General features: G+C 50.8%; 23 protein-coding genes. 3 read left to right on the top strand and 20 right to left on the bottom strand.

Annotated features, from left to right (window positions below; translation table 11 throughout):
* Positions 1 to 2 precede the first annotated feature (2 nt).
* Complete coding sequence (gene acsA / locus MHB80_RS11865) at positions 3 to 1,727, bottom strand: acetate--CoA ligase (protein WP_341282328.1); 1,725 nt, start codon at positions 1,725 to 1,727, stop codon at positions 3 to 5.
* 178 nt (positions 1,728 to 1,905) lie between these two features.
* Here acsA and MHB80_RS11860 point away from each other — a divergent pair, with 178 nt between their 5' ends.
* Positions 1,906 to 2,541, top strand: coding sequence for a GNAT family N-acetyltransferase (locus MHB80_RS11860; protein ID WP_341282327.1), 636 nt, complete (start codon positions 1,906 to 1,908; stop codon positions 2,539 to 2,541).
* Between the two features lie 49 nt (positions 2,542 to 2,590).
* The gene (locus tag MHB80_RS11855; protein WP_341282944.1) at positions 2,591 to 3,808 is read left to right on the top strand and encodes an acetoin utilization protein AcuC; all 1,218 of its coding nucleotides are present in this window, start codon (positions 2,591 to 2,593) and stop codon (positions 3,806 to 3,808) included.
* Between the two features lie 47 nt (positions 3,809 to 3,855).
* Here the strand turns inward: MHB80_RS11855 and MHB80_RS11850 are convergent, their stop codons facing one another.
* From MHB80_RS11850 to MHB80_RS11775, 16 genes are all read right to left on the bottom strand, one after another.
* A complete protein-coding gene (locus MHB80_RS11850; protein ID WP_341282326.1) occupies positions 3,856 to 4,407 on the bottom strand; it encodes an NAD(P)H-dependent oxidoreductase in 552 nt (183 codons plus the stop codon).
* Between the two features lie 48 nt (positions 4,408 to 4,455).
* Complete coding sequence (locus tag MHB80_RS11845; protein ID WP_341282325.1) at positions 4,456 to 5,691, bottom strand: ATP-grasp domain-containing protein; 1,236 nt, start codon at positions 5,689 to 5,691, stop codon at positions 4,456 to 4,458.
* Between the two features lie 25 nt (positions 5,692 to 5,716).
* Positions 5,717 to 6,937 carry an MFS transporter gene (locus tag MHB80_RS11840; protein ID WP_341282324.1) on the bottom strand — a complete coding sequence of 407 codons (1,221 nt, stop codon included), beginning with the start codon at positions 6,935 to 6,937 and terminating at the stop codon, positions 5,717 to 5,719.
* The gene (locus MHB80_RS11835) at positions 6,927 to 7,202 is read right to left on the bottom strand and encodes a hypothetical protein (RefSeq protein ID WP_341282323.1); all 276 of its coding nucleotides are present in this window, start codon (positions 7,200 to 7,202) and stop codon (positions 6,927 to 6,929) included. Before MHB80_RS11835 ends, MHB80_RS11840 begins: the two co-directional genes overlap by 11 nt.
* Positions 7,127 to 7,861, bottom strand: a complete 735-nt coding sequence (locus MHB80_RS11830) for a transketolase (protein ID WP_341282322.1) — start codon at positions 7,859 to 7,861, stop codon at positions 7,127 to 7,129. Before MHB80_RS11830 ends, MHB80_RS11835 begins: the two co-directional genes overlap by 76 nt.
* The gene (locus MHB80_RS11825; protein ID WP_341282321.1) at positions 7,858 to 8,664 is read right to left on the bottom strand and encodes a 1-deoxy-D-xylulose-5-phosphate synthase N-terminal domain-containing protein; all 807 of its coding nucleotides are present in this window, start codon (positions 8,662 to 8,664) and stop codon (positions 7,858 to 7,860) included. Before MHB80_RS11825 ends, MHB80_RS11830 begins: the two co-directional genes overlap by 4 nt.
* A complete protein-coding gene (locus tag MHB80_RS11820; protein ID WP_341282320.1) occupies positions 8,627 to 10,522 on the bottom strand; it encodes a M20/M25/M40 family metallo-hydrolase in 1,896 nt (631 codons plus the stop codon). Before MHB80_RS11820 ends, MHB80_RS11825 begins: the two co-directional genes overlap by 38 nt.
* Positions 10,522 to 11,583: an N-acetyl-gamma-glutamyl-phosphate reductase gene (gene argC / locus MHB80_RS11815; protein ID WP_341282319.1), complete on the bottom strand. Its 1,062-nt coding sequence runs from the start codon at positions 11,581 to 11,583 to the stop codon at positions 10,522 to 10,524. The genes MHB80_RS11820 and argC overlap by 1 nt, the downstream gene beginning before the upstream one ends.
* Positions 11,580 to 12,902 (bottom strand): DegT/DnrJ/EryC1/StrS family aminotransferase, encoded by a 1,323-nt coding sequence (locus MHB80_RS11810; RefSeq protein WP_341282318.1) that lies wholly within the window; start codon positions 12,900 to 12,902, stop codon positions 11,580 to 11,582. Before MHB80_RS11810 ends, argC begins: the two co-directional genes overlap by 4 nt.
* A complete protein-coding gene (locus MHB80_RS11805; protein WP_341282317.1) occupies positions 12,892 to 13,575 on the bottom strand; it encodes a degT/DnrJ/EryC1/StrS aminotransferase in 684 nt (227 codons plus the stop codon). The genes MHB80_RS11810 and MHB80_RS11805 overlap by 11 nt, the downstream gene beginning before the upstream one ends.
* A 96-nt stretch (positions 13,576 to 13,671) precedes the next feature.
* Positions 13,672 to 14,562 (bottom strand): RimK family alpha-L-glutamate ligase, encoded by an 891-nt coding sequence (locus tag MHB80_RS11800; protein WP_341282316.1) that lies wholly within the window; start codon positions 14,560 to 14,562, stop codon positions 13,672 to 13,674.
* Between the two features lie 13 nt (positions 14,563 to 14,575).
* Positions 14,576 to 14,749, bottom strand: coding sequence for a lysine biosynthesis protein LysW (locus tag MHB80_RS11795; RefSeq protein WP_341282315.1), 174 nt, complete (start codon positions 14,747 to 14,749; stop codon positions 14,576 to 14,578).
* 311 nt (positions 14,750 to 15,060) lie between these two features.
* Entirely contained in the window at positions 15,061 to 15,759 is a 699-nt protein-coding gene (locus tag MHB80_RS11790; protein WP_341282314.1) for a 5'-methylthioadenosine/adenosylhomocysteine nucleosidase, read from the bottom strand.
* A gap of 5 nt (positions 15,760 to 15,764) precedes the next feature.
* The gene (gene ccpA, locus MHB80_RS11785; protein WP_341282313.1) at positions 15,765 to 16,769 is read right to left on the bottom strand and encodes a catabolite control protein A; all 1,005 of its coding nucleotides are present in this window, start codon (positions 16,767 to 16,769) and stop codon (positions 15,765 to 15,767) included.
* 150 nt (positions 16,770 to 16,919) lie between these two features.
* Positions 16,920 to 17,333 (bottom strand): hypothetical protein, encoded by a 414-nt coding sequence (locus tag MHB80_RS11780; RefSeq protein WP_341282943.1) that lies wholly within the window; start codon positions 17,331 to 17,333, stop codon positions 16,920 to 16,922.
* Positions 17,334 to 17,528: 195 nt separating this feature from the next.
* Complete coding sequence (locus MHB80_RS11775) at positions 17,529 to 17,954, bottom strand: VanZ family protein (protein ID WP_341282312.1); 426 nt, start codon at positions 17,952 to 17,954, stop codon at positions 17,529 to 17,531.
* A 51-nt stretch (positions 17,955 to 18,005) separates the two neighbouring features.
* Between MHB80_RS11775 and MHB80_RS11770 the strand changes: the two genes are divergently transcribed.
* Complete coding sequence (locus MHB80_RS11770; protein ID WP_341282311.1) at positions 18,006 to 18,542, top strand: type 1 glutamine amidotransferase domain-containing protein; 537 nt, start codon at positions 18,006 to 18,008, stop codon at positions 18,540 to 18,542.
* Positions 18,543 to 18,633: 91 nt separating this feature from the next.
* Here the strand turns inward: MHB80_RS11770 and ptsP are convergent, their stop codons facing one another.
* From ptsP to MHB80_RS11755, 3 genes are all read right to left on the bottom strand, one after another.
* Positions 18,634 to 20,385, bottom strand: a complete 1,752-nt coding sequence (ptsP, locus tag MHB80_RS11765; RefSeq protein WP_341282310.1) for a phosphoenolpyruvate--protein phosphotransferase — start codon at positions 20,383 to 20,385, stop codon at positions 18,634 to 18,636.
* Positions 20,382 to 22,268, bottom strand: coding sequence for a glucose PTS transporter subunit IIA (locus MHB80_RS11760; protein ID WP_341282309.1), 1,887 nt, complete (start codon positions 22,266 to 22,268; stop codon positions 20,382 to 20,384). The genes ptsP and MHB80_RS11760 overlap by 4 nt, the downstream gene beginning before the upstream one ends.
* 163 nt (positions 22,269 to 22,431) lie before the next feature.
* Positions 22,432 to 23,049: a hypothetical protein gene (locus tag MHB80_RS11755; protein ID WP_341282308.1), complete on the bottom strand. Its 618-nt coding sequence runs from the start codon at positions 23,047 to 23,049 to the stop codon at positions 22,432 to 22,434.
* Positions 23,050 to 23,140 lie beyond the last annotated feature (91 nt).

Below are 23,140 nucleotides of genomic sequence, written 5' to 3'. Positions count from 1 at the left end.
CTTTAATCCTCAATCGTAGATAAATCGCCTGTTGGCAAATTCAGCTCCCATGCCTTCAGCACACGACGCATAATTTTGCCGCTGCGCGTCTTCGGCAGCTTATCCTTGAACTCAATTTCCCGTGGTGCCGCGTGTGCAGACAAGCCCACTTTCACAAACTGGGCAATTTCCGCCTTCAGCTCATCGGATGCCGTATAGCCTTCACGCAGGGCGATAAAAGCTTTAATGATCTCGCCACGCATCGGATCAGGCTTCCCAATAACGCCTGCTTCTGCAACCGCTGGATGCTCAACGAGCTTGCTCTCCACCTCAAACGGCCCTACTCGCTCGCCTGCTGTATTAATTACATCATCAATGCGGCCCTGGAACCAGAAATAGCCATCCTCATCGATATAGGCGGAATCACCCGATACATACCAGCCCTCCAGATGAAAATATTCCGCGTATTTGGCAGGGTTATTATAAATTTTGCGCATCATCGATGGCCATGGCGTGCGAATAGCCAAGTTGCCCATACGGAATGGCGGCAGCACATTGCCTTGGTTATCAATGATCGCCGCTTCTACGCCCGGCAGCGGCTTGCCCATGGAGCCTGGCTTAATCGTCATCGACGGGTAATTGCAAATCAGCTGTCCGCCCGTTTCCGTCATCCACCACGTATCGTGAATGCGCTGCTGGTAAACCTTCATCCCCCAGCGAACAACTTCTGGATTGAGCGGCTCGCCCACGCTGAGCACATGTCGCAAGCTGGACAAATCGTAGTTCAATACGACGTCATCTCCTGCACCCATCAGCATGCGGAACGCTGTTGGCGCACTGTACCAGACGGTGACGCCGTATTTCTGAATCGTGCCGTACCAATCCGCTGGGCTGAACCTGCCTCCCCTTACGACAATCGTAGCCCCATTAAGCCATGGCGCAAAAATGCCATAGGAAGTTCCCGTAACCCAGCCCGGGTCGGCGGTGCACCAGTAAATATCATCCTCTTTCAGATCGAGGACAATCTGGCCTGTATATTTATGCTGAATCATCGCATTTTGCACATGATAGACGCCTTTAGGCTTGCCAGTCGAACCGGACGTATAATGCAAAATAAGGCCATCCTCGCGTCCGAGCCATTCGATCTCGCTATCGGTCGATGCCTGCTGCATCTCAGCGGCGTAATCGACGATTACGTCATCTGTCTGCACCTCATCGCCATAAACGATAATATGCCGCAGCGATGGAATTTCATCGCGCTTAATCCGACTGAGCAGCGCTGGCGTCGTTATAATCGCAGACGCTTCACTGTCTTGAAGGCGATCCTTGACTGCTGTCTCCATGAACGCTTCAAATAACGGACCGATAACGGCGCCGACCTTGAGCGCTCCGAGCACGCTTATATACAGCTCAGGCGTTCGCGGCATAAACACAAATACGCGCTCGCCCTTCGTGATGCCGAGCCCCCGCAGCACATTCGCAAATTGATTCGATTGCGCTTGCAGCTGCCCAAACGTATATGACTCATCGCGCGAGCTGTCGCTGTAATAAAGGGCAACCTTGTCCTCCTTGCCAACAGATACATGGCGATCTATCGCTTCATAAGCCATATTCACCTTTCCGGTCTGGTGCCAGCTGAACTGCTGCTCAATCGTTTCCCATCGGAAGGTTTTTACAGCTTCATCATAATCAACCAGGTTAGAATTATTAGCTACTGCTGGAATTCGCTCTTGATGTAGATCAGACATTCTATCACTCTCCCATCAAATCTATTACACCTTTACCGAGTGGAATACGCTTACATGGACGATTATAACATATCTACTTTATTTTCGACTATGCTTTTCATTTGGCTGAATGTTTGCTATAACCATTAGTAGAACTAGCTTTACCATTTAGGCAGCACCACAGAGAGGGGAGTATGCCTTGCAGCATCGCAAACACTACCAGCAAGACAAAATTATACTCGCAGACGGACGGGAGCTTGTGCTGGAAGGGCCTGTTCCTGCTGAGCAGCTAACGCTGCTTGCTATGCATCCGGACCTTGATGCATTTCGCAGGCCTGCGGAACAGCATGAAGCGCTAGTCGAAATCGCCGGTTTGGCGGAAGGGCGCATTATTTTGGCCCGGGAGGCCGGTTGCATCGTCGGTTATGTCACCTTCCATTATCCCGATGAGCTGGAGCGGTGGTCCGAAGGAAATATGATCGATTTGGTCGAGCTTGGCGCTGTCGAAGTAGCTAATGATTACCGCTCCTATGGGCTCGGCAAAAAAATGATCCAGCTCGCCTTCGCGGAGCAGCAGTTGGAAAACCTAATTATTTTCACAACGGAATATTATTGGCATTGGGATTTGAAAAGCACGGGACTCAGCGTCTGGGACTATCGCACGATGATGGAAAAGCTGATGAAATCAGTCGATATGATTTGGTACGCAACGGATGATCCGGAAATATGCTCCCATCCCGCCAACTGCCTGATGGTGCGGATTGGCAGCGAAGTACCGCTGGCATCCATCGAACAGTTTGACCGCGTCCGGTTTCGGCAGCGGTTTATGTATTAAGGATAGATCGGCGTAATGAGCCGGAGGAGGACGTGATTCGTTTATGCTTATGCCGTCAAATGCTATTTTTGTGCATCAGCCAGACTGCTCGCTTTATAAATTTGGCGAGGAGCATCCTTTTAATCCGATCAGGCTGACGCTTACGGTCGACCTGCTTCAAACGCTGGGCGCGCTCCCAGAGGAGCAATGGCATGAGACCAGCCGCCAAGCAAGCAGCCAAATGCTCGCGCTGGCGCATCGCGAGGATTACATAGAAGCAGTTAGGCAGCTCAGCACGCAGACACCTGCACTAGAAGAGCAAGACAGCTCCGGGCAATTTGGGCTGGATACAGAGGATACGCCTTTTTTCCCCGGCATGCATGACGCAGCGGCAGCTATCGTTGCCGGTTCTGTAGAAGCGGCGGAGCAGGTGATGAGCGGGCAGACGCTGCATGCTTATCATATGGCAGGCGGGCTGCATCACGCTTTTCCAGAGCGCGGTTCCGGATTCTGTGTCTACAATGACGCAGCTGTAGCCATCAAGCATTTGCGAGAAACGTACAACGCGAGGGTGCTTTATATCGACACCGATGTCCATCATGGCGACGGGGTGCAGTGGATTTTCTACAATGATCCCGATGTATGCACCTACTCCATCCATGAGACGGGCAAGTTTCTTTTCCCCGGCACCGGCTATGTGTATGAAAAAGGAGCCGATGCGGGCGTTGGCACCTGCTTTAATCTGCCCATGGAGCCTTATACGGAGGACGATTCGTGGCTGGAATGCTTCCGCTCCTCCATTACGAAGGTCGCGGCCGCTTTCAGGCCCGACATTATTATTAGCCAGCATGGCTGCGATGCGCACGCTTATGATCCGCTGTCGCATGTTCATTGCAGCATGCGCATATATAGCGAAATGCCTGCCATTATCCATGAGCTGGCCCATACGTTTGCGGGCGGCAAATGGGTAGCGCTGGGCGGCGGCGGCTATGACCTTTGGCGCGTCGTTCCGCGTGCTTGGGCACTTGTATGGCTGACGATGACCGATCACCCTATCGCCTTGGAGCTTGCGGGCAGAGCTGCTGCGGGATTGGAGAAAACGCAGCCCCTTCTTGAGAGCAAGCTGCGACTGCCCCAGCAGTGGCTCGATAAATGGCAAAAAAGCAGCCCTAGTGAGCTGCCCGAATGGTGGCTGGATGATTTGGCGCATATTCCGCCCATACCCCGCCGTAGTGAAATTGAAACCAAAAATCGTGCCATCTGCGAAATTGCTATTCAAGATTTATAAGCTGGCTTGACCGAACGTGGCGGGCTAGCTATGAATTTGGCTCCGACTCAAAGCTCGAAGGTCTTTTTCAAATGCTCCTTAAGCTTCGCTAAGCCATCTCCCACATCAGGCTCACGCATGGAAGAATAAAGCGAGAAGGTAGGCAGCTGCTTAAGCCCGCAATACTCTTGGGTTTTATGCACGCTGAATAGCACCTCGTCCTCGCTTTTTCCTTCCAGGAAGCCCGCTGGAACCGAGAAAGCGGCAGCGGACGCTCCCCATGTGAGCGACAGCATATATTTTTTATCGGTGAGCAGCCCGCCACGGCCAAACTCTACCGCTTTGCCGAAAAATATATTCGGCAGGTAAATGTCGTCGATATATTTTTTGAGCAGGCCTGTAATGCTGAACCAATAAATAGGCGTCTGAAAAATAATAACGTCGGCCCATTGGAATTTTTCAATTTCCTGCTCCACCTCATAGCCCTCTGCAACCGTGGTTGTCTGAACAGCATGCTGCTCAGAGAGCTGTGAGACCGCCGCTGCAAGGAGCGTCTGGGTCAGCTTCCCTTGCGCTCTGTCATAATAATCATGTCCGTTCACAATCAAAATGTTCGTCATCTGCTTGCAGTCCCCCTGTATTTGTTTAAAATCGCAAGCCTGCTTAGGCTACTGATAGACCAGCTCTACCTTGCTTATTAAATCAAGTGCGGCCTGCTTCGCCTCCTGCGGTGTATCCGCCACAGTTATGACATAACCGAGCCTGTCATCCGAGCTTTTAGCTACGGAAATCTGGTCTCCTTGCTGCACCGAAATATGCGAACGAACGATAGCGTCTCCCGGCTGCAAATGCTCAAGACCTTTTACGGAGGCAACGGTGCCGTCCTTCTCGGCCAGCAAATAAGCGATCGCCGCTGCCCGGCTGCGGCTGGCATGAACATTTACAGGCTCCGCTAAATAATAATGTACGGTCGCTTCAAAAAAATCTACACCAAGCGCTTGAACGAGCAGATCAGAGGAAATATTGTCGCCTCCCGGCCTGCCGTTCACTTCAATAATTCGCGGACCTTGCTCCGAAAGCTTCACCTCGACATGGCTGGGACCATCCGTAATTCCTATTGCCCGCAGCGCGCTTACCGCCGTATCAATAATTTCCGCTTGTTTATCCGTATGCACGGAGGTCGGCAGCGTATGCGCCACCTCGACGAAATAAGGCAGCGGTGACGTTATTTTTTCGGTAACGACTGCAAACGATGGCTCGCTATTTTCAAGAAAAATCTCCACGCTGAACTCCTGGCCCTCCAAATATTCTTCAACCAAATATTCCTCTCTCACTTTGAAATCCATATACGTTACTTTAAAATCCGAGATGATCGCCATCGCTTCCTTCAGCTCATCCTGCCCGGAAATGAAATAGACATTTTGGCTGCTTGCACAATTGGTCGGCTTAAGTACAATTGGATAGCCAATTTCACGAGCCGCAGCTTCCGCTTCCTCATAGGTTCTCACCTTCCTGTATTTTGCGCTTGGCACCCCAAACGCCTCATAGGCTTCGCGGGCCAAATCTTTATTTCTTGATTTTAACGCCGCTTCATAAGGCACGCTTCTAAGCCCCAGCCGCTCTGCGACCTTTGCCGTCAAATGAGAGGCATAGTCTGTCGCCGGAATCAAAGCATCCAGCTTGCCGAAATACGCTGAGCCGCGGATCGCCTCGTAGACAGACTCCTCATCTCTAATATCCGCAACAATTAAATCATGGTAAATGCCCTCATAGCCATACGTGCGCGGGTTATCCACAGAGGATACAATCGAGATTACCGTGCAGCCCTGCTGGAAGGCCGCTCTTGCAAAGCTCACCCCGTAGAAGCTCGGCTCAACAAAAGCGACGATTTTCGGTTTGGTCATAGCCATTCTCCTTTAATAATTAAATTTATACCTCCAGCGTTTTTTTCGCCTTTACGCCGCTGCTTGCTACTAGCATCCGGTGCAAAATCAGCCCCACGAGCATCAGCCCGCCCATGCAGAGAAAGCCGACTGCTGCCGAATAACGGTCGATGAGCAAGCCCAGCGCCGAAGCGGATACCGTCTGAAGCAGCAGCGAAATGGCCATCCATACCGACATCGCCCGGCCCATATAGGACTTCGATACCTCCTCCATCAGCGTTGTCGTCATGACGATTCGCAGCGAGGAGTTGCTGAGGCCGATGAGCATACTGCCCAAATACAGGACAAACGCAAATGTGTTGAACGCGACAGCGATTAATACGCCAAAGGCTACGGCGAAAAATAAAGCAATCGTCGTATTTTTAGATAATTTCGCAGCCAGCGGAGCAGCAATGAAGCCCGATAGCAGTCCGCCAATGCCATAAAACATATCCGAAAGGCCGAATACGACCGAATCTCCCTTGACAGCATCGCTCACATAACCCGGCAGCACGACATTATAAATCATCGTGGACACTAACGGAATAATAGCGATGACGCCGAGGAAAAAAATAAACGGGCGTTCAGCCAAATAGCTGAGTCCATTTTTAAAGCTGGAAACAAACGATTCTTTTTTATTTTCGACTGCAATCGCTTCATAGCTGACCCGGTACAGCAGCAGGCTGCTGACGATAAACACAAGCGCATTAATGAGCAAAATCACCTCAAAGCCCGAATATTTATACAGCACGCCCGATGCTGCACCCGCCATAAACATGCCGACCTGCAGGCTGATTTCAATTAAGGAATTGCCCTTGATCAAATCCTTCTCAGGCAGCAGCTCCTGCACCAGACTGCGGGAGGCCGACATATAGATGGTCCAGCCCATCCCATTCACAATCGTAAATAAATACAAATATTCAATGCGGAATCCGGTCCATAAAAACAAGCCCATAATAGCCAGCACAGCTGCCGCCCTGATGAAATACGTCCACTGAATAATCGCTTTGCGATTAAACTTGTCAGTCAAGCTGCCCACAAACGGTGAAATTAGAAAGCCGGCGATTACATTGAGCGACAGCATAAACCCAATCGCGCTGATTGAGCCCGTCTGGTCCATTAGAAACCAGTTGGCACCAATGGTGCTCATCCCTACTCCGAAGCCGGAAATAATGTCCGAGAGAAAAAAATAACGGAATTTCGCTGGCCGCAGCACGCTAAATATCATCAGCATCTCCTCCGAGCTCTGCGATCTGCCTTGTCAGCGCTTCATAGCCAAAACCTAAATAGTGCAGCACCTCTGTATGGCTGCCGCCATATATCGGCCATTCCTCGCCGCAATCATGCGAGTAGACCCGGCTCTCCGGCAGCAGCAGAGCGAGACTGGACGCTGTACCGCCAGCAGCCCGGTGCTCCTCTACACGAGGAAGGTTCCCGCTGCCGCTTGCAGCTCCGCTTTGTAACGCTTTAGGCTGTCGCGGTCCACATAGCAAAGATGCGCATGGTTGACCCGCTCATTTTCCTGAAAGATCCGGCTGCATATTTCAGTGGCCTGCTCGCCAATCGACACCAGGCATAGCTTTGCCTCGCTGCGCACAGCGCCTTCAAACAGCAGCTCGCGGCAGCTGCCTGCCTCATCACGGGCGAGGCTATCGAACTTGTCATTGCGAGACAGGCGGATGTAGTAGGGCTCATTTGACGCTGCCGCCTCCTGCACAACCCGCCTCGTCTCCGCTTCCCCATGCGGACAAGCGATGCGGATATTCTGGAACGTCTGGATAACTGCGATGTCCTCCAGGCAATGATGCGTTGTCCCAAACCAGCCGCCTGATACTCCGCCATAGGCCGCGACGATTTTAATATTTTCACCCATATACCCTAGCGCCAGCTTCACGCCCTCTGCCGCCCGCAGCGCAGCAAATGACGCAAAGGTCGAGAAAAACGGCACGAAGCCTGCCTTCGACAGCCCCGCAGCAATATCTACACTGGCGAGCTCTGCTATGCCTAGATTGAAGAAACGATCCGGATAGCTTTGCTGAAAAGGATGCTCTTTTCCGCCCAAATCCGCCTCTAAGCAAATAATGTTCGCATTATCCGCTGCCAGCTTCGTTAATTCATCTTTATAGGCCTCTCTTGCTGCCAAGCTGCTCATTGCAAGCCCCTCTTCCATTTCAGCGCTATTTTCTCAGAAATTTTGGCATAGTGGGCATGTGGATTACCTTCTATGGCAGCTACGCCCTTGCCCTTCACCGTATGAGCCAAAATCGCCAGCGGCTTCTCCCCGCCTGGCTCCAGAGCTGCAATAATTTGCCCGAGATCATGGCCGTCGATCTCCTTCACCTGAAAGCCAAAGGCTTCAAAGCGCTCCCGCAAATTCGACAGCGGGGATATGTCGGCTAGCAGGCCATCATTTTGCCCCCCGTTGCAATCGACGACATAAATGAAATTCGTAATGCCCTTCGCCTGTATGAGCTGTGCCGTTTCCCAGCATAGCCCTTCCTGAAGCTCGCCATCACCGCCGATGGCAATGCCAACCCCTCTCGTGCGCCGCAGCTTTTGTCCAAGCGCCCAGCCAGCTGCATAGGCTACCCCATGCCCGAGACTGCCGGTGGCAAAAGGGATGCCCGGCAGCTTCGGGTTGGGATGCCCGGTGAACAGCGAATCTGCCCCGCCGTAGGAGGCAGCAGGATCATCGGACAAAATCCCGTACTGGTACAATGCCGCATATAACGCCGCTGCGGAATGACCTTTGCTCAGCACGATGGCCGTATCCGCGTCATGATGATATTTTGCATAGGCGCCAATGAGCAAATCGATAACCGACAAGCTGCCGCCGATATGGCAGCCCGTCTCGCGGGCCGCCATATCGATAATAGAGCTGCGTGCAGCCTGCGCCTTCGCCAGCAGCTCTTCAAGCTCAGCTGAACGATTTGGCAGCTGTACCAGCGTATCCATAAGAACCCTCCTCCGATCTTAGGCGATACCATTCCTCGATGGCTCCCTGCAAAATGGCTCGCGCGCCATGTACCTCGCTTAGCAGCAAATACTCCTCATTCGTATGGTCGAGGCTTGCATCACCGGGGCCGTAGGCGACCATCGGCACGCCCTCCCAGGTCGTAGCCAGCGTGTTCATATCGCTTGTTCCACGCTTTTTAATATAATGAATCGCTTGCCCCTTGCTCGCAAAGCTGCGTACAAAGGCTTTCACTAATGGGCTGTTGCGAGGATTTTCGAAGCCTGGCGTAGCACGCAGCACCGATACAGACACGCCATCGCCATAATCAAGCTGGATCTGCTTCGCATAATCCTTGCCCGCAAGCGGAGAAATTCGAAAATTCAAAATGCCCGTAGCACTAAGTATTCCATTATGATTACTATGTTTTATGTCAATAAGAGATGACAAACTGCTCGGATCAACGCCTCCTACCCGCTCCCGGATATCCGCCACTATCGTATAAAGCTGATCCAGCACGCTAACGCTGTCCTTGCCAGCGGAATGCTCCTGTGGCTTACTAATTGAAATGCTCAGCTTGTAAAGCCCATAATAGCCGAGCGTCAAGCTGTCCTCCCCGCTCGGCTCGCCGATAATGACCGCATCCGCCCGGTAATGATCCCTTACGTAAAAGGCTCCCTTGGATGAAGATACCTCCTCCTCCACTGCCCCAATGACGAGCAGCGAGCCATCCTCAGGCACCTCGGCATCATACAGCATCTGAATGAAGCTCAGCAGGCTGCCCTTGGCATCCACCGTTCCGCGGCCAGCAATTCGCTCAGCATCACAGGTAACATGCCAATTATAGGGCACGGTATCCAAATGACCGAGCAGCAGCAGCTGATTAGGCCCATTTCCTTTGCGGAACACTACATTGCCCGCCTCGTCGATAAAGCCGTCTACCCCTGGCAGCTGAACGGCATTCAGCAAATAGCTCGCAAGCTCGGACTCGTCACCGGAAACCGATGGAATTCGAATCGCTTTTCTAAGCAAATCCGTCCCACCGGCATCCCGATGGATATTCCAAAACCACGTTTTGCCCGTGCCCGGCCGATTCAGCGAATGGGGACCTGTTATGCTTACATCGCAAATGCCTTTGCTGATGGCGTGATTCGCCGCCCGTACCTTTTGCTTCATCCGTCCTTTGATGGAATGAATTTCATCGCCCAGATAGACGTCGGATATCGTAGAAGCTGGTTCATCTACATTTTGCAAAAGACCCGCCGTACCTGTAATAAATCGCAGATGCTCGGCTCCAAGCTCGGTTGCAAGATGAGCGGCCAGCATGTCCGCATCGATGTTGATGTATTCGCTTAGCTCACGGTCATAAATAGGCGGTGTCAAGCATACGACGTCAAACACCTGCAAGGCACCCTGTAGAAAATCGACGTTGCAGCCTGTAAAAGAACCGAACAGGGAATCGCGAACGATAACGGTTTTGCCATCAATGACAGCTTTGACCGGCTTCGATTTTTGTCCAAATACAACCTCGTTGTCCCCGCCGATTTGGGCGAATACTTTGAGATGGTAGCTTTTTAATTGCTCATGGACCTTCGCTAAAATAAACTCCTGGTATGCCGCCCGAATGAGCGGCATCTCTGACGGAGAGCAGTACCGCGCCTCATCTCCATTCGCTAAAGCGAGAACCGGAATACTCCGGTTCAGCTGCTCGTATTTTTGCCGGATGCCTTCTGCTCCGCCCGCTACGAGCAGCACTTTTTTTCCTTTTTGCACCAGATCATTGAGCTCGGCAAATACTTCGGGATGGTGCATAATCGTGCTGCTCCCAAGTTTAATGACATACAAGCTCTGGCTCGACATTAAGGCCATGCCCCCTCTAGCTCAAATTGTAAGCCCGCCTCCTCCGCAATGCCGCTGTAAAGGTTCGCAGCCTGAATGGCTTGCCCTGCCGCTCCTTTAATCAGGTTGTCGATCGAGGCGATCGATACGCAATTGCGGCCCTCTACATAAGCGCCAACTTCAGCGTAATTCGTCCCGGCTGTCGTTTTGATCATTGGATACGAATAGGAGCCGTTTTTGGAATTAAAATAATGGACAAACGGCTTTGCCGCGTAGGCGCCATAAAATGCTTTTTTCACATCGATTTCGCTCGCTTGTTCTTTCAGCAGCGAGTAGGACGTAACGAGAATGCCCCGCGGCAAATCCAGGCTGTGCACGGAAAATTGCAGCTCCACGGAACGTTCCAGATGCTGTTGGAGCGCAAATTCGATTTCCGGCCTATGGCGATGCCCATGCACTTTATAAGGACGAAAATTATGGGCGCGCTCCGCATGATGCTCCGTGCTCGCCTTGCCGCCGCCGCTGGAGCCCGTCTTGGCGTCCGAGATGACGCGCGGTTCAATCAGATTAGCTGCCAGCAGCGGAAACAGCGTATAAATCGTTGCAACCGCCATGCAGCCGGGCAAATTGACCACCTTCGCCTCCAAATTAATGTCGCTAAACTCCGGAATAAAATAATGGCTGCCCCCTTTCGCTGGATGGCTGAGGCTTTCTGGATAATGCTGCCGGAGCAGCTCCTGATCGTTTAAGCGATAATCGCCGCTGACATTAATTACATACTCGGCATGCTCGGCAATATGGTCGATATGGCGTGGTAATACCCCAGTCGGCAGGCAGGAAAAAATGAAATCATAATGTCCGGCAAGCGAAGCCAGCTTTTGAAATTTCCCGCCCTCCGCCCGCTTCTGGCGCGCCGACGAAACAAAAAATTTATCCAGCGGCAGCCCCGCCTTCGATTCCGAGGATACAAAATCAACTTTAAAATAAGGATGCCGCTTTAGCAGCCGGTAAAGCTCTCCGCCTGTAAAGCCATTGCCGCCCAAAATGGCGACGCGCTTCACGCTGCTACCCATTACACTCATCCGAGTCTCGCATCCCTCTCATATGATTTTTTGGCCGCCGTGTTCTGAAGCACGAGTTCACGAATAATCGACGGGTTCGCGTCAATTTTCTGAAACGCCAGCGCATAAGCGGCTATGCGCTCATATTCAATGGGCGAACGCAGCTCCCGGCAGATTGTCAGCGTCGAGCGCAGCATGTTCAGCGTCTCGGGGAAATGGTCGATATGGTAGCCAAAGTCTTTGCGCTCAGACAGTGTAAAGGGATACCCTCTGCCAAAACCTTTGCGGTTTTGAAAAGGCAGATGGCCCGGAATCGGCACGTTTTGCCATTCCCGTGCAAACACGCCTTCGCTTGATGCCAGCTCCTGAATAGCCTCTTTCACTTGATAATCTGGCAAATCTCCCAGCCCCGCTGCTTCCGGGTCCAGCTTAATGCGGTACATATTGTAGCTATGCTTATGCCCCTCAGGCACATGCGGCCCTTTAAACAGCTTCGTTTGCGCTAAAATATTTGTTAAATAGCTCGCATTTCTCGCCCGAATCGCATCATAAAACGGCAATCGATCCAGCTGGCTAATGCCAAACGCCGCCGCGATCCATGACATACGGTAATCAATGCCCGTCTCCTGCAAAAAGCTCAATGCCCGTTCATAATCCTCCCACTCCTTGAAGAAGGCGATGCCGCCCTCTCCGCCTACGGGGAAGTTTTTATCCGCCATTAAGCTTTGCCCCGCTCCGTCTCCGATAGACCCGCACAGTTGTCCGCCAATGGAGGCAGAATGCGCATGGGATGCATCCTCCACTAGGCGCAGCTGATGCTTGTCAGCCAGCGCCCTAAGCTGAGCCAGATCAGCTGGCAAGCCATGGACGTGGACCGGCATAATGACCCTCGTCCTCGCGGTGATCGCCTGCTCTACCAGCGCGGGATTCAAGTTATAGGTCAGTGGATCGATATCCACAAATACAGGAATCGCTTTCGCCGCCACAATGGCCTGTGCGGTCGCAATAAACGTAAACGCTGGAACGATGACCTCATCTCCCGGCTGTACGCCAACGCCAACAAGTGCCAGATGCAGGCTTGATGTTCCGCTTGCGGTTGCAATCGCATAATTCGCCCCCACGTAGCTGCGGTATTTTTCCGTAAACTCATCGATCACATCTTCCGGGCTTTGCTGAATAGACACTAGCATTTGCACGATGTCCTCTTTCGTAATGGAAGGAAAGGTCGTCTTCCGACTATCCTCGGGAATAACCGCTGGCCCCCCATAATAAGCAAGCTGCTCGTTAATCCAGGCCTCCGACGGCAAGCTCAGCGGCTTGCGGATAAAATCAGTCTTCATGGCTGCTGTTCCTCCTTAAAAGCGATAATTTGACGCATGCCGCCACGAGCGGGCTGAGCCTATAGTTGAATTGTGCGCCCGGCTGAATGTCCGGTTCCGCCTCCTCCTGCGTCCACATCGTCTTCAAGTCGAAGGCGCCGAATATTTTCAGACGCTCCGCCTTGGTCCAAACGCTCTCGTCATTTACCGAAATAGAGGCGCAGGGGCCGAAGCCAAGCTCCGTGAAATCCAGCACCAGCACCGGCGACTGCCGCAGCTTCGGCTGCAGCTCCTGCTCAATGCGGGGCAAATTTCCCCACGTAACGCTAACCTTCTCGAAGCCTTGTGAAACCTCCGAATCCGTCACCAGCCCTACTCCGAGCCAGCTTACAAAACGCTGATCCTGCTCGCTTGCCTCCTCCAGGCGTGTCAGCGAGCCATGGACGATATCCTGCCCCCAGAGCGCGGCATGCACCGCGCCCGTATAACTGTTAAACAAGGAGACATATTTGCTTTGTGTCAGCTTGCCGATGCTTTTCTCAAGCCCCTTTAGCTCGCTCTCATTTTTTTCAATACTCATGATGACACCGGAATTCAGCACACGGGATAAAACAAAGGATAGAGAAAAATATTGCTCCTTTTTGATTACTGGTGTCACCTTCTCTGGAGCTGTAATAATTGTCGTATGGGCCATTGCCGATTCTCCTTTATCCTTAGCTTGCTTTCATGGATTTGAATGGGATTTGCATGTTCAACATGGTGCACTGCACTAAACACTATGCACCAAGCTCTATGCGTTAACCTCCTGCCTTGTTCTAGATGCCAACTTCCCCTGCAAATAAAGCGCGATATGAGCGGCTACGTCGACGCCATGAATTTTCCATGACTTTGAAAACTCCGGGTTTTGATTAACCTCGCATACGAGATAACGTTTATTTTGATAGTCATAAAATAAATCCAAGCCATAGATGCCTTCACCGAGCACCTCGGTCAGCTTGCTGCAAATCCATTCGATTTCCTGATTGATAGCAAAAGGCTCAACCTCTGCTCCCAAATGCGTATTCGTCTTCCAGTTGTCGACCGACACACGCCGAAATGCAACGATTGGCTTCCGGCCAACAATGACAACGCGAATATCATAATCCCCCTTGTCCACGTATTCCTGTATGAGTACAGGAAAGGACTGCTGGGTCGGATCAAGCGATTCCCGTGCCGCAATCCAGCCATCTAGGCATTCCTTGCCAACAATGCGGGCAATGCCTCTTCCCCAGGAGGAGCTGGGTGGCTTGATCACAAATATGTTGCCAAAATCCTCGAACGATTCGAGGATTTTGTCTGCTGTAAAAGCGACCTTGAAGCGGGGCTGCGGAATGTTATGCTTTTGAAACACGATTGCTTGATGAATTTTGTTCGTGCAAATGTTAATCGCTTTAACCGAATTGATCGTTTCAATGCCGGATAATTCCAGCATCGTCGAGCGGCTTAGCGCTTTTTTCTGCGAGAGGCAGCGAATGAGTGCGACACCATATTGATCGGCCCAGCCTTGCTCAAGCGGCAGCTCCATCGAATCCAAATTTACCTGGACATGATGTCCCGCCTGCTGGAGCAATTCATAAATGCGCTTTTCTTCCTCTCGCAGCTTCGTCACACAAAGCAAAATATCCGTATTTGTCTGCTTCATACCCCAGGCTCCTCTACTCGCCCCAAGTTTCTTCAATCTCGGGAGCTAATGCTACTGAAATGCTATTATTTACAGCATGCACCTCATGCTCTTGTCCGCATGACGAGCACTCTACGATTTCCCCACTTATAACATCCGACTCCACGCTAATTTCCGATTTGCATACGACACAGCTAACGTCTGCCATTACCTATCTCCACCTATCCTAAAGTTTAATTTTCGCCAACAGCCTTATTTTCAGAATGTTCTGTCTTTTAATTCGTCTCAGCACTGCTCTACCCTATCTTTTTTCTTCTCTCCTCCTCATTTAACCAAAAATAGTAAAATGCTGGTGGCAAGATGAATCGTACAATGCTTTTCCTATCGCTGTCAATTAAAATAGATAATTCCTATCGGAATATAATTATTTCTATCCATTTCCTATTTTGAACGTCGTTTTCCAACGACAAAAACCGCCATCCCGTGTGCCCGGATGGCGGTTTTGTACCTTCTTATGAACTACATATGTCGAAGCATGTCGTCAATAATTGCGTAGGAGTTATTGGCTGCCTTCACCGTGAATTCTGGGAAATTGACATGAGCAGACCCGTCAGCCTTGTCCGACATGGAGCGGATGACCACGAAGGGTACCTCATTCATATCGCATACATGGGCTACTGATGCGCCTTCCATTTCCGCACAAGCACCGTTCATCGTTTCACGCAGCAGCGCAACCGTCTCGCGGCTCGCAATAAATTGGTCGCCAGATAACACGATGCCTTTCAAGCTGCGTCCCTCAAACAAGCGATTGCTCGAATCAACTGCCAGCTGAACCAGACGCTCATCCGCCACAAATTCCGAACGCGCATGGAATGGAATTTCACCGCGTGCGAAGCCTAGCGGCGAGCAATCCATATCATGCTGAACACAGCTTGTGGACACGACAATATCACCAATATTCAGACTTGGATCAACGGCTCCGGCTACACCGGTAAACAGCACGCAATCCGCACCCAAATCAATTAAAATTTGTGTACATACAGCAGCATTGACTTTGCCAACACCGGATTTGCAATAAATAATGGTCTTGCCATGAAACTGGCCTTCGTAATAAGTAATGCCCGCCTTCACCGTTTCCTTGGTTACTTGGACGTGCTGACCGAGAAGCTCAATCTCTTCAACCATCGCCCCAATGATGCCTATTTTGTTAAAAGTCATACTTCCTATACCCCTCCAACAGACTGGCGCACAATCACTTCATGCGGCAAAATAACTTTGGAGTGATCCACATTTTCTTTATTCATCAGCTTCGTGAGCAGACGCATCGATACCGCTCCGATATCGTACATAGGCTGGGCAACGGCTGTCAATTGCGGACGAACCATCGAAGCCATACGGCTGTTATCTACGCTAATAACGGAAATGTCGCCTGGCACGCTCAGACCGGAGTCTTGAATCATATGAATGGCACCAATGGCCATTTCATCTGTTGCCGAGAATACCGCAGTCGGACGCTCGTCAAGCTCAATAAAATATTTCATAGCATCGATACCGGATTCATAACGATAGTTTCCGATACGAACAAGCGTGTCATCATAAGCAATGCCAGCTGTCTCAAGCGCCCGCTTGTAACCTTGGAAACGAGCATAACCATTCGCAGGGTCCTGCAATGTGCCACTGATCATCGCAATCCGACGGTGGCCTTGCTCCAGCAATTTGTTGACCGCATCAAAAGCTGCTTCCTCATGATTAATATCAACGGAAGGAATTTCACCGTTCTCATCCGTAGTTGCACATAATACGATTGGGACATTCGTTGTTTTGAACGCCTGCATATGCTCTTCCGTTACAGCACCGCCCATAAAGAGCAAACCGTCAACCTGCTTCTCCAGCAGCGTGTTAATAACGCGGATTTCTTTATCCTTCTTCTTATCCGCATTACACAAAATAATATTATAGTGATACATATTCGCAATGTCTTCAATACCCCGTGCCACTTCAGCAAAAATAGCGTTGGAAATATCAGGGATTACGACACCAACTGTCGTTGTTTTCTTGCTTGCAAGACCCCTAGCTACCGCATTAGGACGGTATCCCAGACGCTCAATGGCCTCGTAAACCTTCTTGCGGGTTGCGGGTTTCACATTTGGATTGTTATTGACAACCCGGGAAACCGTAGCCATAGATACTCCTGCTTCTCTTGCTACATCATAAATGGTTACCGTCAAGGTCCTTCTCTCCATTATCTCAGATTTTTTACTTTCGCCCACTGCACAATAGAATAATCATACGACAAAATATTACTTTTCGCAATGTTAGCGCCGGGGCGCCTTCATTTCCAAACAAGCATCTGCTCGCAAACTCATCGCTTTATTGCATTATGTATGCCTCGTCGGCCGACTGATTTGGCCCAGCCGCTTCGTAATATCCGCTATCCAACCTTCATCCTCAAGCCCTTGAGCAAGCAGCAGCAGGTCCAGCAGCGCATCGATCCGCTCCTGAATAAGTCGTTCCACTGCAGCAGGATCGGATTGCTTCTTCGTATTTCTGGCAATGACGAGCAGACTTGCCCATTCATTACATTCATCGAAAAAAAAGGTCTGCTTCGCTGGCTCCGCTCCCAGCTGAGCAATCAGACCAGTCAAATCGGGCTTTACTTCTGGAAACACTTCACTTCGACTGCAGGCTACACAGGAATAAATAGGCACATTGTCTATTTCCACTTTCCCAGAATAAATGACGGTACGTAGCTTCATCTTCATGATGTCACCACAATGACACCGCTTTTCCAAGTTGGTCCACTCCTTCACGCGGACGGCTGTACCGCCCTTCATCTCCGTTTATGCTCATAATTTGAGATGCGTAAAATATTCGACCTTTTTCGCGAAAACTCCTGCTTTCAGCCTTATGTAATTTTTACTATTGAAAATGAACGATAATTCTCCGCTGCTGTTTACTGATTTATAACATTTGTGTAAACAACGGGATTACCGAGCGATGCGCCGCCATAACCGGCGTACTGGCGGTAGTGCCACTAGAATAACCCACACAGTCGCTCCAATCATGTCATTGCGAACATCGGCCACATCCGGCATTCTGCCGCCTACGAAAGATTGATGAAATTCGTCTGTAATGCCATAGAGGCCGCACAGCAGTACGATCAGCACTTTGATGCCTAGACGATCGGCTCTTGCACCGATTGCGAAATCGATGGTAGCAGCAAGCATAAAATATGCGACAAAATGTCCCCAATCAAAGCTCGCCATTTGCGGGAACAGCTTTTGAAAAAAGGGCAGCAGCGTATTCATCTCTTCGCCTGTCGTCGCTGATGCGGCAAAAATCGCTGCCATGCCGAATACGGCTGGAATACAGCGAAGCACCCTCACCGTACGCTTTACTATGGTTTGCTTCATAAGTTCTCCTTCGATACAATAGGTAAGACAATATGAAATGGAGGGAAAGCTGTGTCCTTACACAATAAAACCGTTATTTGCCTGCTGGATGATGAATTTGAAGATTTGGAGCTATGGTATCCGGTATATCGCGTGCGCGAGGCGGGAGCTACCGTTCTTTATGCAGGTCCTGAGAAGGGCAAGAAGCATATTGGAAAATATGGCGTACCCGCCGTTGCCGACCTCAGCTTTGATGAAGTGAACAGCAGCGATATTATTGGTCTGCTCGTTCCTGGAGGCTGGGCACCGGACAAGCTCCGCCGCTACCCTAAAGTGCTTGAGCTTGTGCAGGAGCTTGATGCTGCCGGCAAGCCGATTGGCCAAATTTGCCATGCCGGCTGGGTGCTTATTTCCGCTAAAATATTGCAAGGCCGCAAGGTCACTTCCACGCCTGGCATTCGTGACGATATGGAAAATGCCGGTGCCGAATGGTTTGACGAGGCGGTTGTCGTAGACGGAAACCTCATTTCTGCGAGACGTCCGCCGGATCTTCCGCCATACGCCAAAGCTTTCGTTGACGCCTTAGAGCAATACAAAGGCCAAGCGTAAACGGCTGAAGCCGTCCTTTGGCGGCAAGCAACCGTTTCAAGGGTGAAATATACGTCTATTTATAAATGTAAAACTTATAAATTCTTATATTTTAAGAAATAGAGGCGCTTTGTCTTCTGGCATCATTTTCATCCATAAACTTTCCAAGCAGCTCATGAATGCCCGCACTCGTGCGGCATTCCAGCAGCTTCGGAAGCAGCAAGCGGCTGTCTTCCTGCCTTGTGCGGAGCAGCCGCTCTTTCACCTGCAGCAGCGAATGCGATGAAATACTAAGCTCATCGACATCAAGGCTCAGCCATATTGGCAGCGCCTTGACATCGCCAGCCAGCTCTCCGCATACCCCCACCTTAATGCCGCTTCGGCGCGCCGCATCAATCGTGAGCTTAAGCATCCGCAGCACTGCGGGATGGAATGGCTCGTACAAATGCGAAATCTCCTCATTCATTCGGTCTACAGCAAGGGTGAACTGCACCAAATCATTCGTGCCAATGCTGAAAAAATCGACCTCGCCTGCCAGCAAATCAGCAATAATAACCGCAGCCGGAACCTCGATCATGACACCAACCTGCAAATCCCGGTTATACGGCTGGCCCTCCTGCTCCAGCTCCTGCTTCGCCTCAGCTAATACTGCATTTGCTGCACGTACTTCCTCAACCGAGGAAATGAGCGGATACATCAGCTTAACCTGTCCATAATGGCTTGCCCGCAATATCGCCCTAAGCTGTACTTTAAACAGATCCTTACGATCCAGTGAGATGCGGATGGCACGATAGCCTAGAAACGGATTGTCTTCCTCAGCAATATTAAAATAATCGAGCTGCTTGTCACCGCCTATATCAAGCGTCCTAATAATGACCGTTTTGCCTTCCAGCTTCTCCGCTACGCTGCGGTATACGTCGAACTGCTCCTCCTCCAGTGGGAAGCGATTGCGGTCCATATATAAAAACTCGGTGCGGAACAAGCCTACGCCATGCGCCCCGCTCGATAAAGCAATTTCCAGCTCTTTGAAGGAGCTGATATTGGCCGCAAGCTCCAGCCGCTTGCCATCCGGCGTTATCGGCTTATGATCGACGATATCGCGCAGACGGGTTTTCGCTTCCTGCTGCTGCCGCTGTTTCGCTGAATATAGCGCCACAATCTCCTGAGCCGGCTGTACATACATGACACCGTCACCGCCATCGAGCACGATCATCTGTCCCGTCTGAATCGGTTCCTCCAGCTTCGCTTCCACTCCAACGACGAGCGGAACGCCGAGCGCCCTCGCCATAATAGCGGAATGGGAAGTCGTGCTCCCTGCCAGCGTAACAATGCCAAGTACATTTTGCGGATTTATATGGGCAAGCTGCGAAGGCGAAAGCTCCTTGGCGACGAGAATAAACGGCTTTGTGTTGGACGGAAGCTTAATTTCCGGCACGCCAAGCAAATGCTTGAGCAGCCGATTGCCGACATCCTTTATATCCAGCGCACGCTCCTTCATATATTCATCATCCAGCAAATCAAACATCGTCACAAAATGATCGATCGCTTCCTTGACTGCTACCTCTGCTGCCTTGTATTGCCGGCTAATAATGCCTTGAATTTCATTCATAAACACCGGGTCGTCCAAAATCGCAAGATGCGCGTCAAAAATATGGGTTTCCGAAGGACCAACCACTTCCCGCAGCTCGTCCTTCATTTGCTCGATTTCGAATTTTGACGTTCGGATGCCTTCATATACTCGCTCGAACTCACGGGCAAAATCAGCAACATCGATGCGCTGCTCCGGCAGCTCCCACTCCCAGCTGGGCAATACGAAAGATTTTCCGATCGCTATGCCTGCTGACGCTCCAATACCTTGTATCATGGCCTTTCCCCTCCAACTTGTATCTCTTTAAGCACTACTGACATTACGGAAGATTGTCCTTTTTTAACGGTTTTATACGGTGCGAATCGCCATGAACGCACGAGATCCGAATTGGTAATGACCATCGGAGTCGCCAGCGATTTGCTTTCCTTGCGAACCTGCTGCAAATTAAAGCGGATGAGCAAGTCGCCTGGAAGCACCTTGTCCCCTTCTTTGACAGCGGATTTGAAATAACCTTTGCCGCCAAGCAGGGACGTGTCAATGCCGATATGAAGCAGCACCTCAAGCCCTTCCGGCGTTCGAATGCCAATCGCATGCATCGTCGGGTAAATATGAATAACTTCCCCTTTGACGGGCGAGACAAGCTCTCCTTTATCCGGTATGAAAGCAACACCGTCGCCAACCAGCTTGCCGGAAAAAATCGGATCGGGCACTTCGCTGAGCGCGATCATCTTTCCTTGCATCGGCGAGCTGAACAGCACCTGCTCTTGATCCCGCTGAATCGTATTCAAAATTTCACCGCGGATCAGCTCCGAATATGTGCCGAAGACAACCTGCACATTGCCGCCGCCAAGCCGAATGACCCCGGCTGCTCCCAAATTGCGCAGCGCCGCGATATCAAGCTGCTTCTCATTGGCTACCTTCAATCGCAGCCGCGTAATGCATGATTCCATTTTCACAATATTGTCCTTGCCGCCAATCGCCTGTAAAATAAGCGGCGCACGCTGCGGAATATCGCCAGCCCACTCATCGAGATGCGAGCCTTCCTCGCGCCCTGGAGTCGGTATTTGAAAACGGTCGATCGCCCAGCGAAACAGAAAATAATAAATGAGCCCGACCACAATACCAATGGGTATGAGCAGCCAGCCCCGCGTAGCCAAATGCTCGTTGACGATAAAATCAATCGCTCCGCCAGAGAATGAAAAACCGTGGCGAATGCCCAGCTCATACGTCACCCACATAATGACGCCTGAGAGCAGTGCATGAACGACGAACAAATATGGCGCAACGAACAGAAAGGCAAATTCCACAGGCTCGGTCACACCGGTCAAAAAGGAGGCAAGCGCCGCGTACATAAACGTTTTGCGGATTTTCGGCTTAAGATCCTCCCTTGCCTCATGAATAATGGCAAGCGCGATAGCGGGCAATGCAAACATCATCGTCGGATACATCCCCGCCATAAACACGCCTGCTGTCGGATCTCCAGAGAAAAACCGCGGCAAGTCGCCATATACGGTTGTCCCATCCGCCGTCGTATAACCGCCAATCTGGAACCAGAAAACATGGCTGACGAGATGGTGCAGACCAAACACGACCAAAATCCGATGGACAAAGCCGTAAAGAAAAACACCGAACCCGCCTCCTGAAGCTACAATGTTGCCAAGCTCTTCAAGCATCCGTTCAATATATGGCGTGAGTCCAATCATAAATATGGAAAATAAGACCGATATAAAGCTGACGAACAGCGGTACAAACCGCGGCCCTCCAAAAAACTGTATGTATTCAGGCAAACGCAAATTTTTAAATCGTTCATAACTAAAGCCTGAGATAATGCCCATCAACGTTCCGATAAACACCGTCGGCTCAATTTCCGGCACAGCTGTCTGCGTGATGCCTACATAAATGAACATCCCGCCGAGTGCCGATAAAGCAGCTGCAAGCGCATTTCCTGTCATGCCAAGCGCAATGCCTACCGCAAACAAATAAGGAAGGTAAGTAAAAATGGCATGACTTGCAGCCTGCAAATAAAGCGTTAGCTGCGGCAATCCAATATAATCCCATGGCAATTGACTGAGGCTCGAAAATATAGCTGCTGCTGGAAGCACAATCATTGGCAGCATAAATGCTCTTCCGAGCTGCTGCAGGCTTCCTAATATATTCACTTTCGTACCCCCTTTGCTGATTAAAATGTCTTTTTCTCGATGGTAAGGCTTTCCGCACGTTTTGTCAAAGTGAAGAGCGGGCCTTTCGGCCCGCTCCTGTTGATGATTCTTCCTTATTATAACGTTACAGCGGCGGGCTTAGCTTACGCCCTGCGTAAATGGCTTAGCGATTTGGGCCAGCCTGCCATCCCAATTGCGCAATGACCGGACCGGACTGTGCATATGCGTTCGTTGCGTGGTACACCGGATTTTGACCTGTCGCCGATTGTACTGGCATGCCGCCATGCGTTTGGTTTTGGTTATTGGACATGCCTGCATATCCGCCGCTTGAGAAGTTTTGGTTTTGGCCTGCATACCCCGTGTGGGACTGTACATAATGCTGCTGCGGGCTCGCTTGGTAGCCTAAGTGCGAGATTACAGGGTTCGTTGCATAATTAGTTGAGCCTAGGTGCGAAGTATAGCTTGAAACATGTGGCTGCGCCGTGAACGATTGGTAACCGCTGTTCGGCTGATATTGATGCTGCATCATGCCTGTATTTTGTTGATGGCTTGGCAAATATGAAGCAGAGCTGTAGCTGTGCTGGTTCGTCGCCTGATTACCGCCGATAGGAGATTGCACAATGCTGCTTTGGTTCTGGTTAAAGGTTGGTTGGCTCAGTTGGCCTTGATAATGCGACTGTACGAAGCCCGCTGGCTGATAGTTGTTCGAAAACTGACCTTGTTGACCCAGTTGACCTTGCTGCCCTTGGAAATATCCTGGCTGTTGCGACATTTGATTCACGTGTTGTCCTCCTCGACATTTAAAAAGAAAGTCTTCATGAACGACATGCTGCATCGCCCCTTGAAGCCTTTCTTATTGTGCTAAGTCGATC

This window comes from Paenibacillus sp. FSL H8-0537 (assembly GCF_038051995.1).
Classification (GTDB): Bacteria; Bacillota; Bacilli; order Paenibacillales; family Paenibacillaceae; genus Pristimantibacillus.
Note: the sequence above shows the minus strand (reverse complement) of the source record. Positions and strands in the feature narration are given on the sequence as shown.

Bases quoted from the DNA above. Each gene is read 5' to 3' on its own strand.
- acsA (WP_341282328.1), bottom strand. From the start codon at position 1,727: ATGTCTGATCTACATCAAGAGCGAATTCCAGCAGTAGCTAATAATTCT.
- MHB80_RS11855 (WP_341282944.1), top strand. From the start codon at position 2,591: ATGCCGTCAAATGCTATTTTTGTGCATCAGCCAGACTGCTCGCTTTAT.
- MHB80_RS11850 (WP_341282326.1), bottom strand. From the start codon at position 4,407: ATGACGAACATTTTGATTGTGAACGGACATGATTATTATGACAGAGCG.
- MHB80_RS11845 (WP_341282325.1), bottom strand. From the start codon at position 5,691: ATGACCAAACCGAAAATCGTCGCTTTTGTTGAGCCGAGCTTCTACGGG.
- MHB80_RS11840 (WP_341282324.1), bottom strand. From the start codon at position 6,937: ATGATATTTAGCGTGCTGCGGCCAGCGAAATTCCGTTATTTTTTTCTC.
- MHB80_RS11830 (WP_341282322.1), bottom strand. From the start codon at position 7,861: ATGAGCAGCTTGGCAGCAAGAGAGGCCTATAAAGATGAATTAACGAAG.
- MHB80_RS11825 (WP_341282321.1), bottom strand. From the start codon at position 8,664: ATGGATACGCTGGTACAGCTGCCAAATCGTTCAGCTGAGCTTGAAGAG.
- MHB80_RS11820 (WP_341282320.1), bottom strand. From the start codon at position 10,522: ATGTCGAGCCAGAGCTTGTATGTCATTAAACTTGGGAGCAGCACGATT.
- argC (WP_341282319.1), bottom strand. From the start codon at position 11,583: ATGAGTGTAATGGGTAGCAGCGTGAAGCGCGTCGCCATTTTGGGCGGC.
- MHB80_RS11810 (WP_341282318.1), bottom strand. From the start codon at position 12,902: ATGAAGACTGATTTTATCCGCAAGCCGCTGAGCTTGCCGTCGGAGGCC.
- MHB80_RS11805 (WP_341282317.1), bottom strand. From the start codon at position 13,575: ATGGCCCATACGACAATTATTACAGCTCCAGAGAAGGTGACACCAGTA.
- MHB80_RS11800 (WP_341282316.1), bottom strand. From the start codon at position 14,562: ATGAAGCAGACAAATACGGATATTTTGCTTTGTGTGACGAAGCTGCGA.
- MHB80_RS11795 (WP_341282315.1), bottom strand. From the start codon at position 14,749: ATGGCAGACGTTAGCTGTGTCGTATGCAAATCGGAAATTAGCGTGGAG.
- MHB80_RS11790 (WP_341282314.1), bottom strand. From the start codon at position 15,759: ATGACTTTTAACAAAATAGGCATCATTGGGGCGATGGTTGAAGAGATT.
- MHB80_RS11775 (WP_341282312.1), bottom strand. From the start codon at position 17,954: ATGAAGCAAACCATAGTAAAGCGTACGGTGAGGGTGCTTCGCTGTATT.
- ptsP (WP_341282310.1), bottom strand. From the start codon at position 20,385: ATGATACAAGGTATTGGAGCGTCAGCAGGCATAGCGATCGGAAAATCT.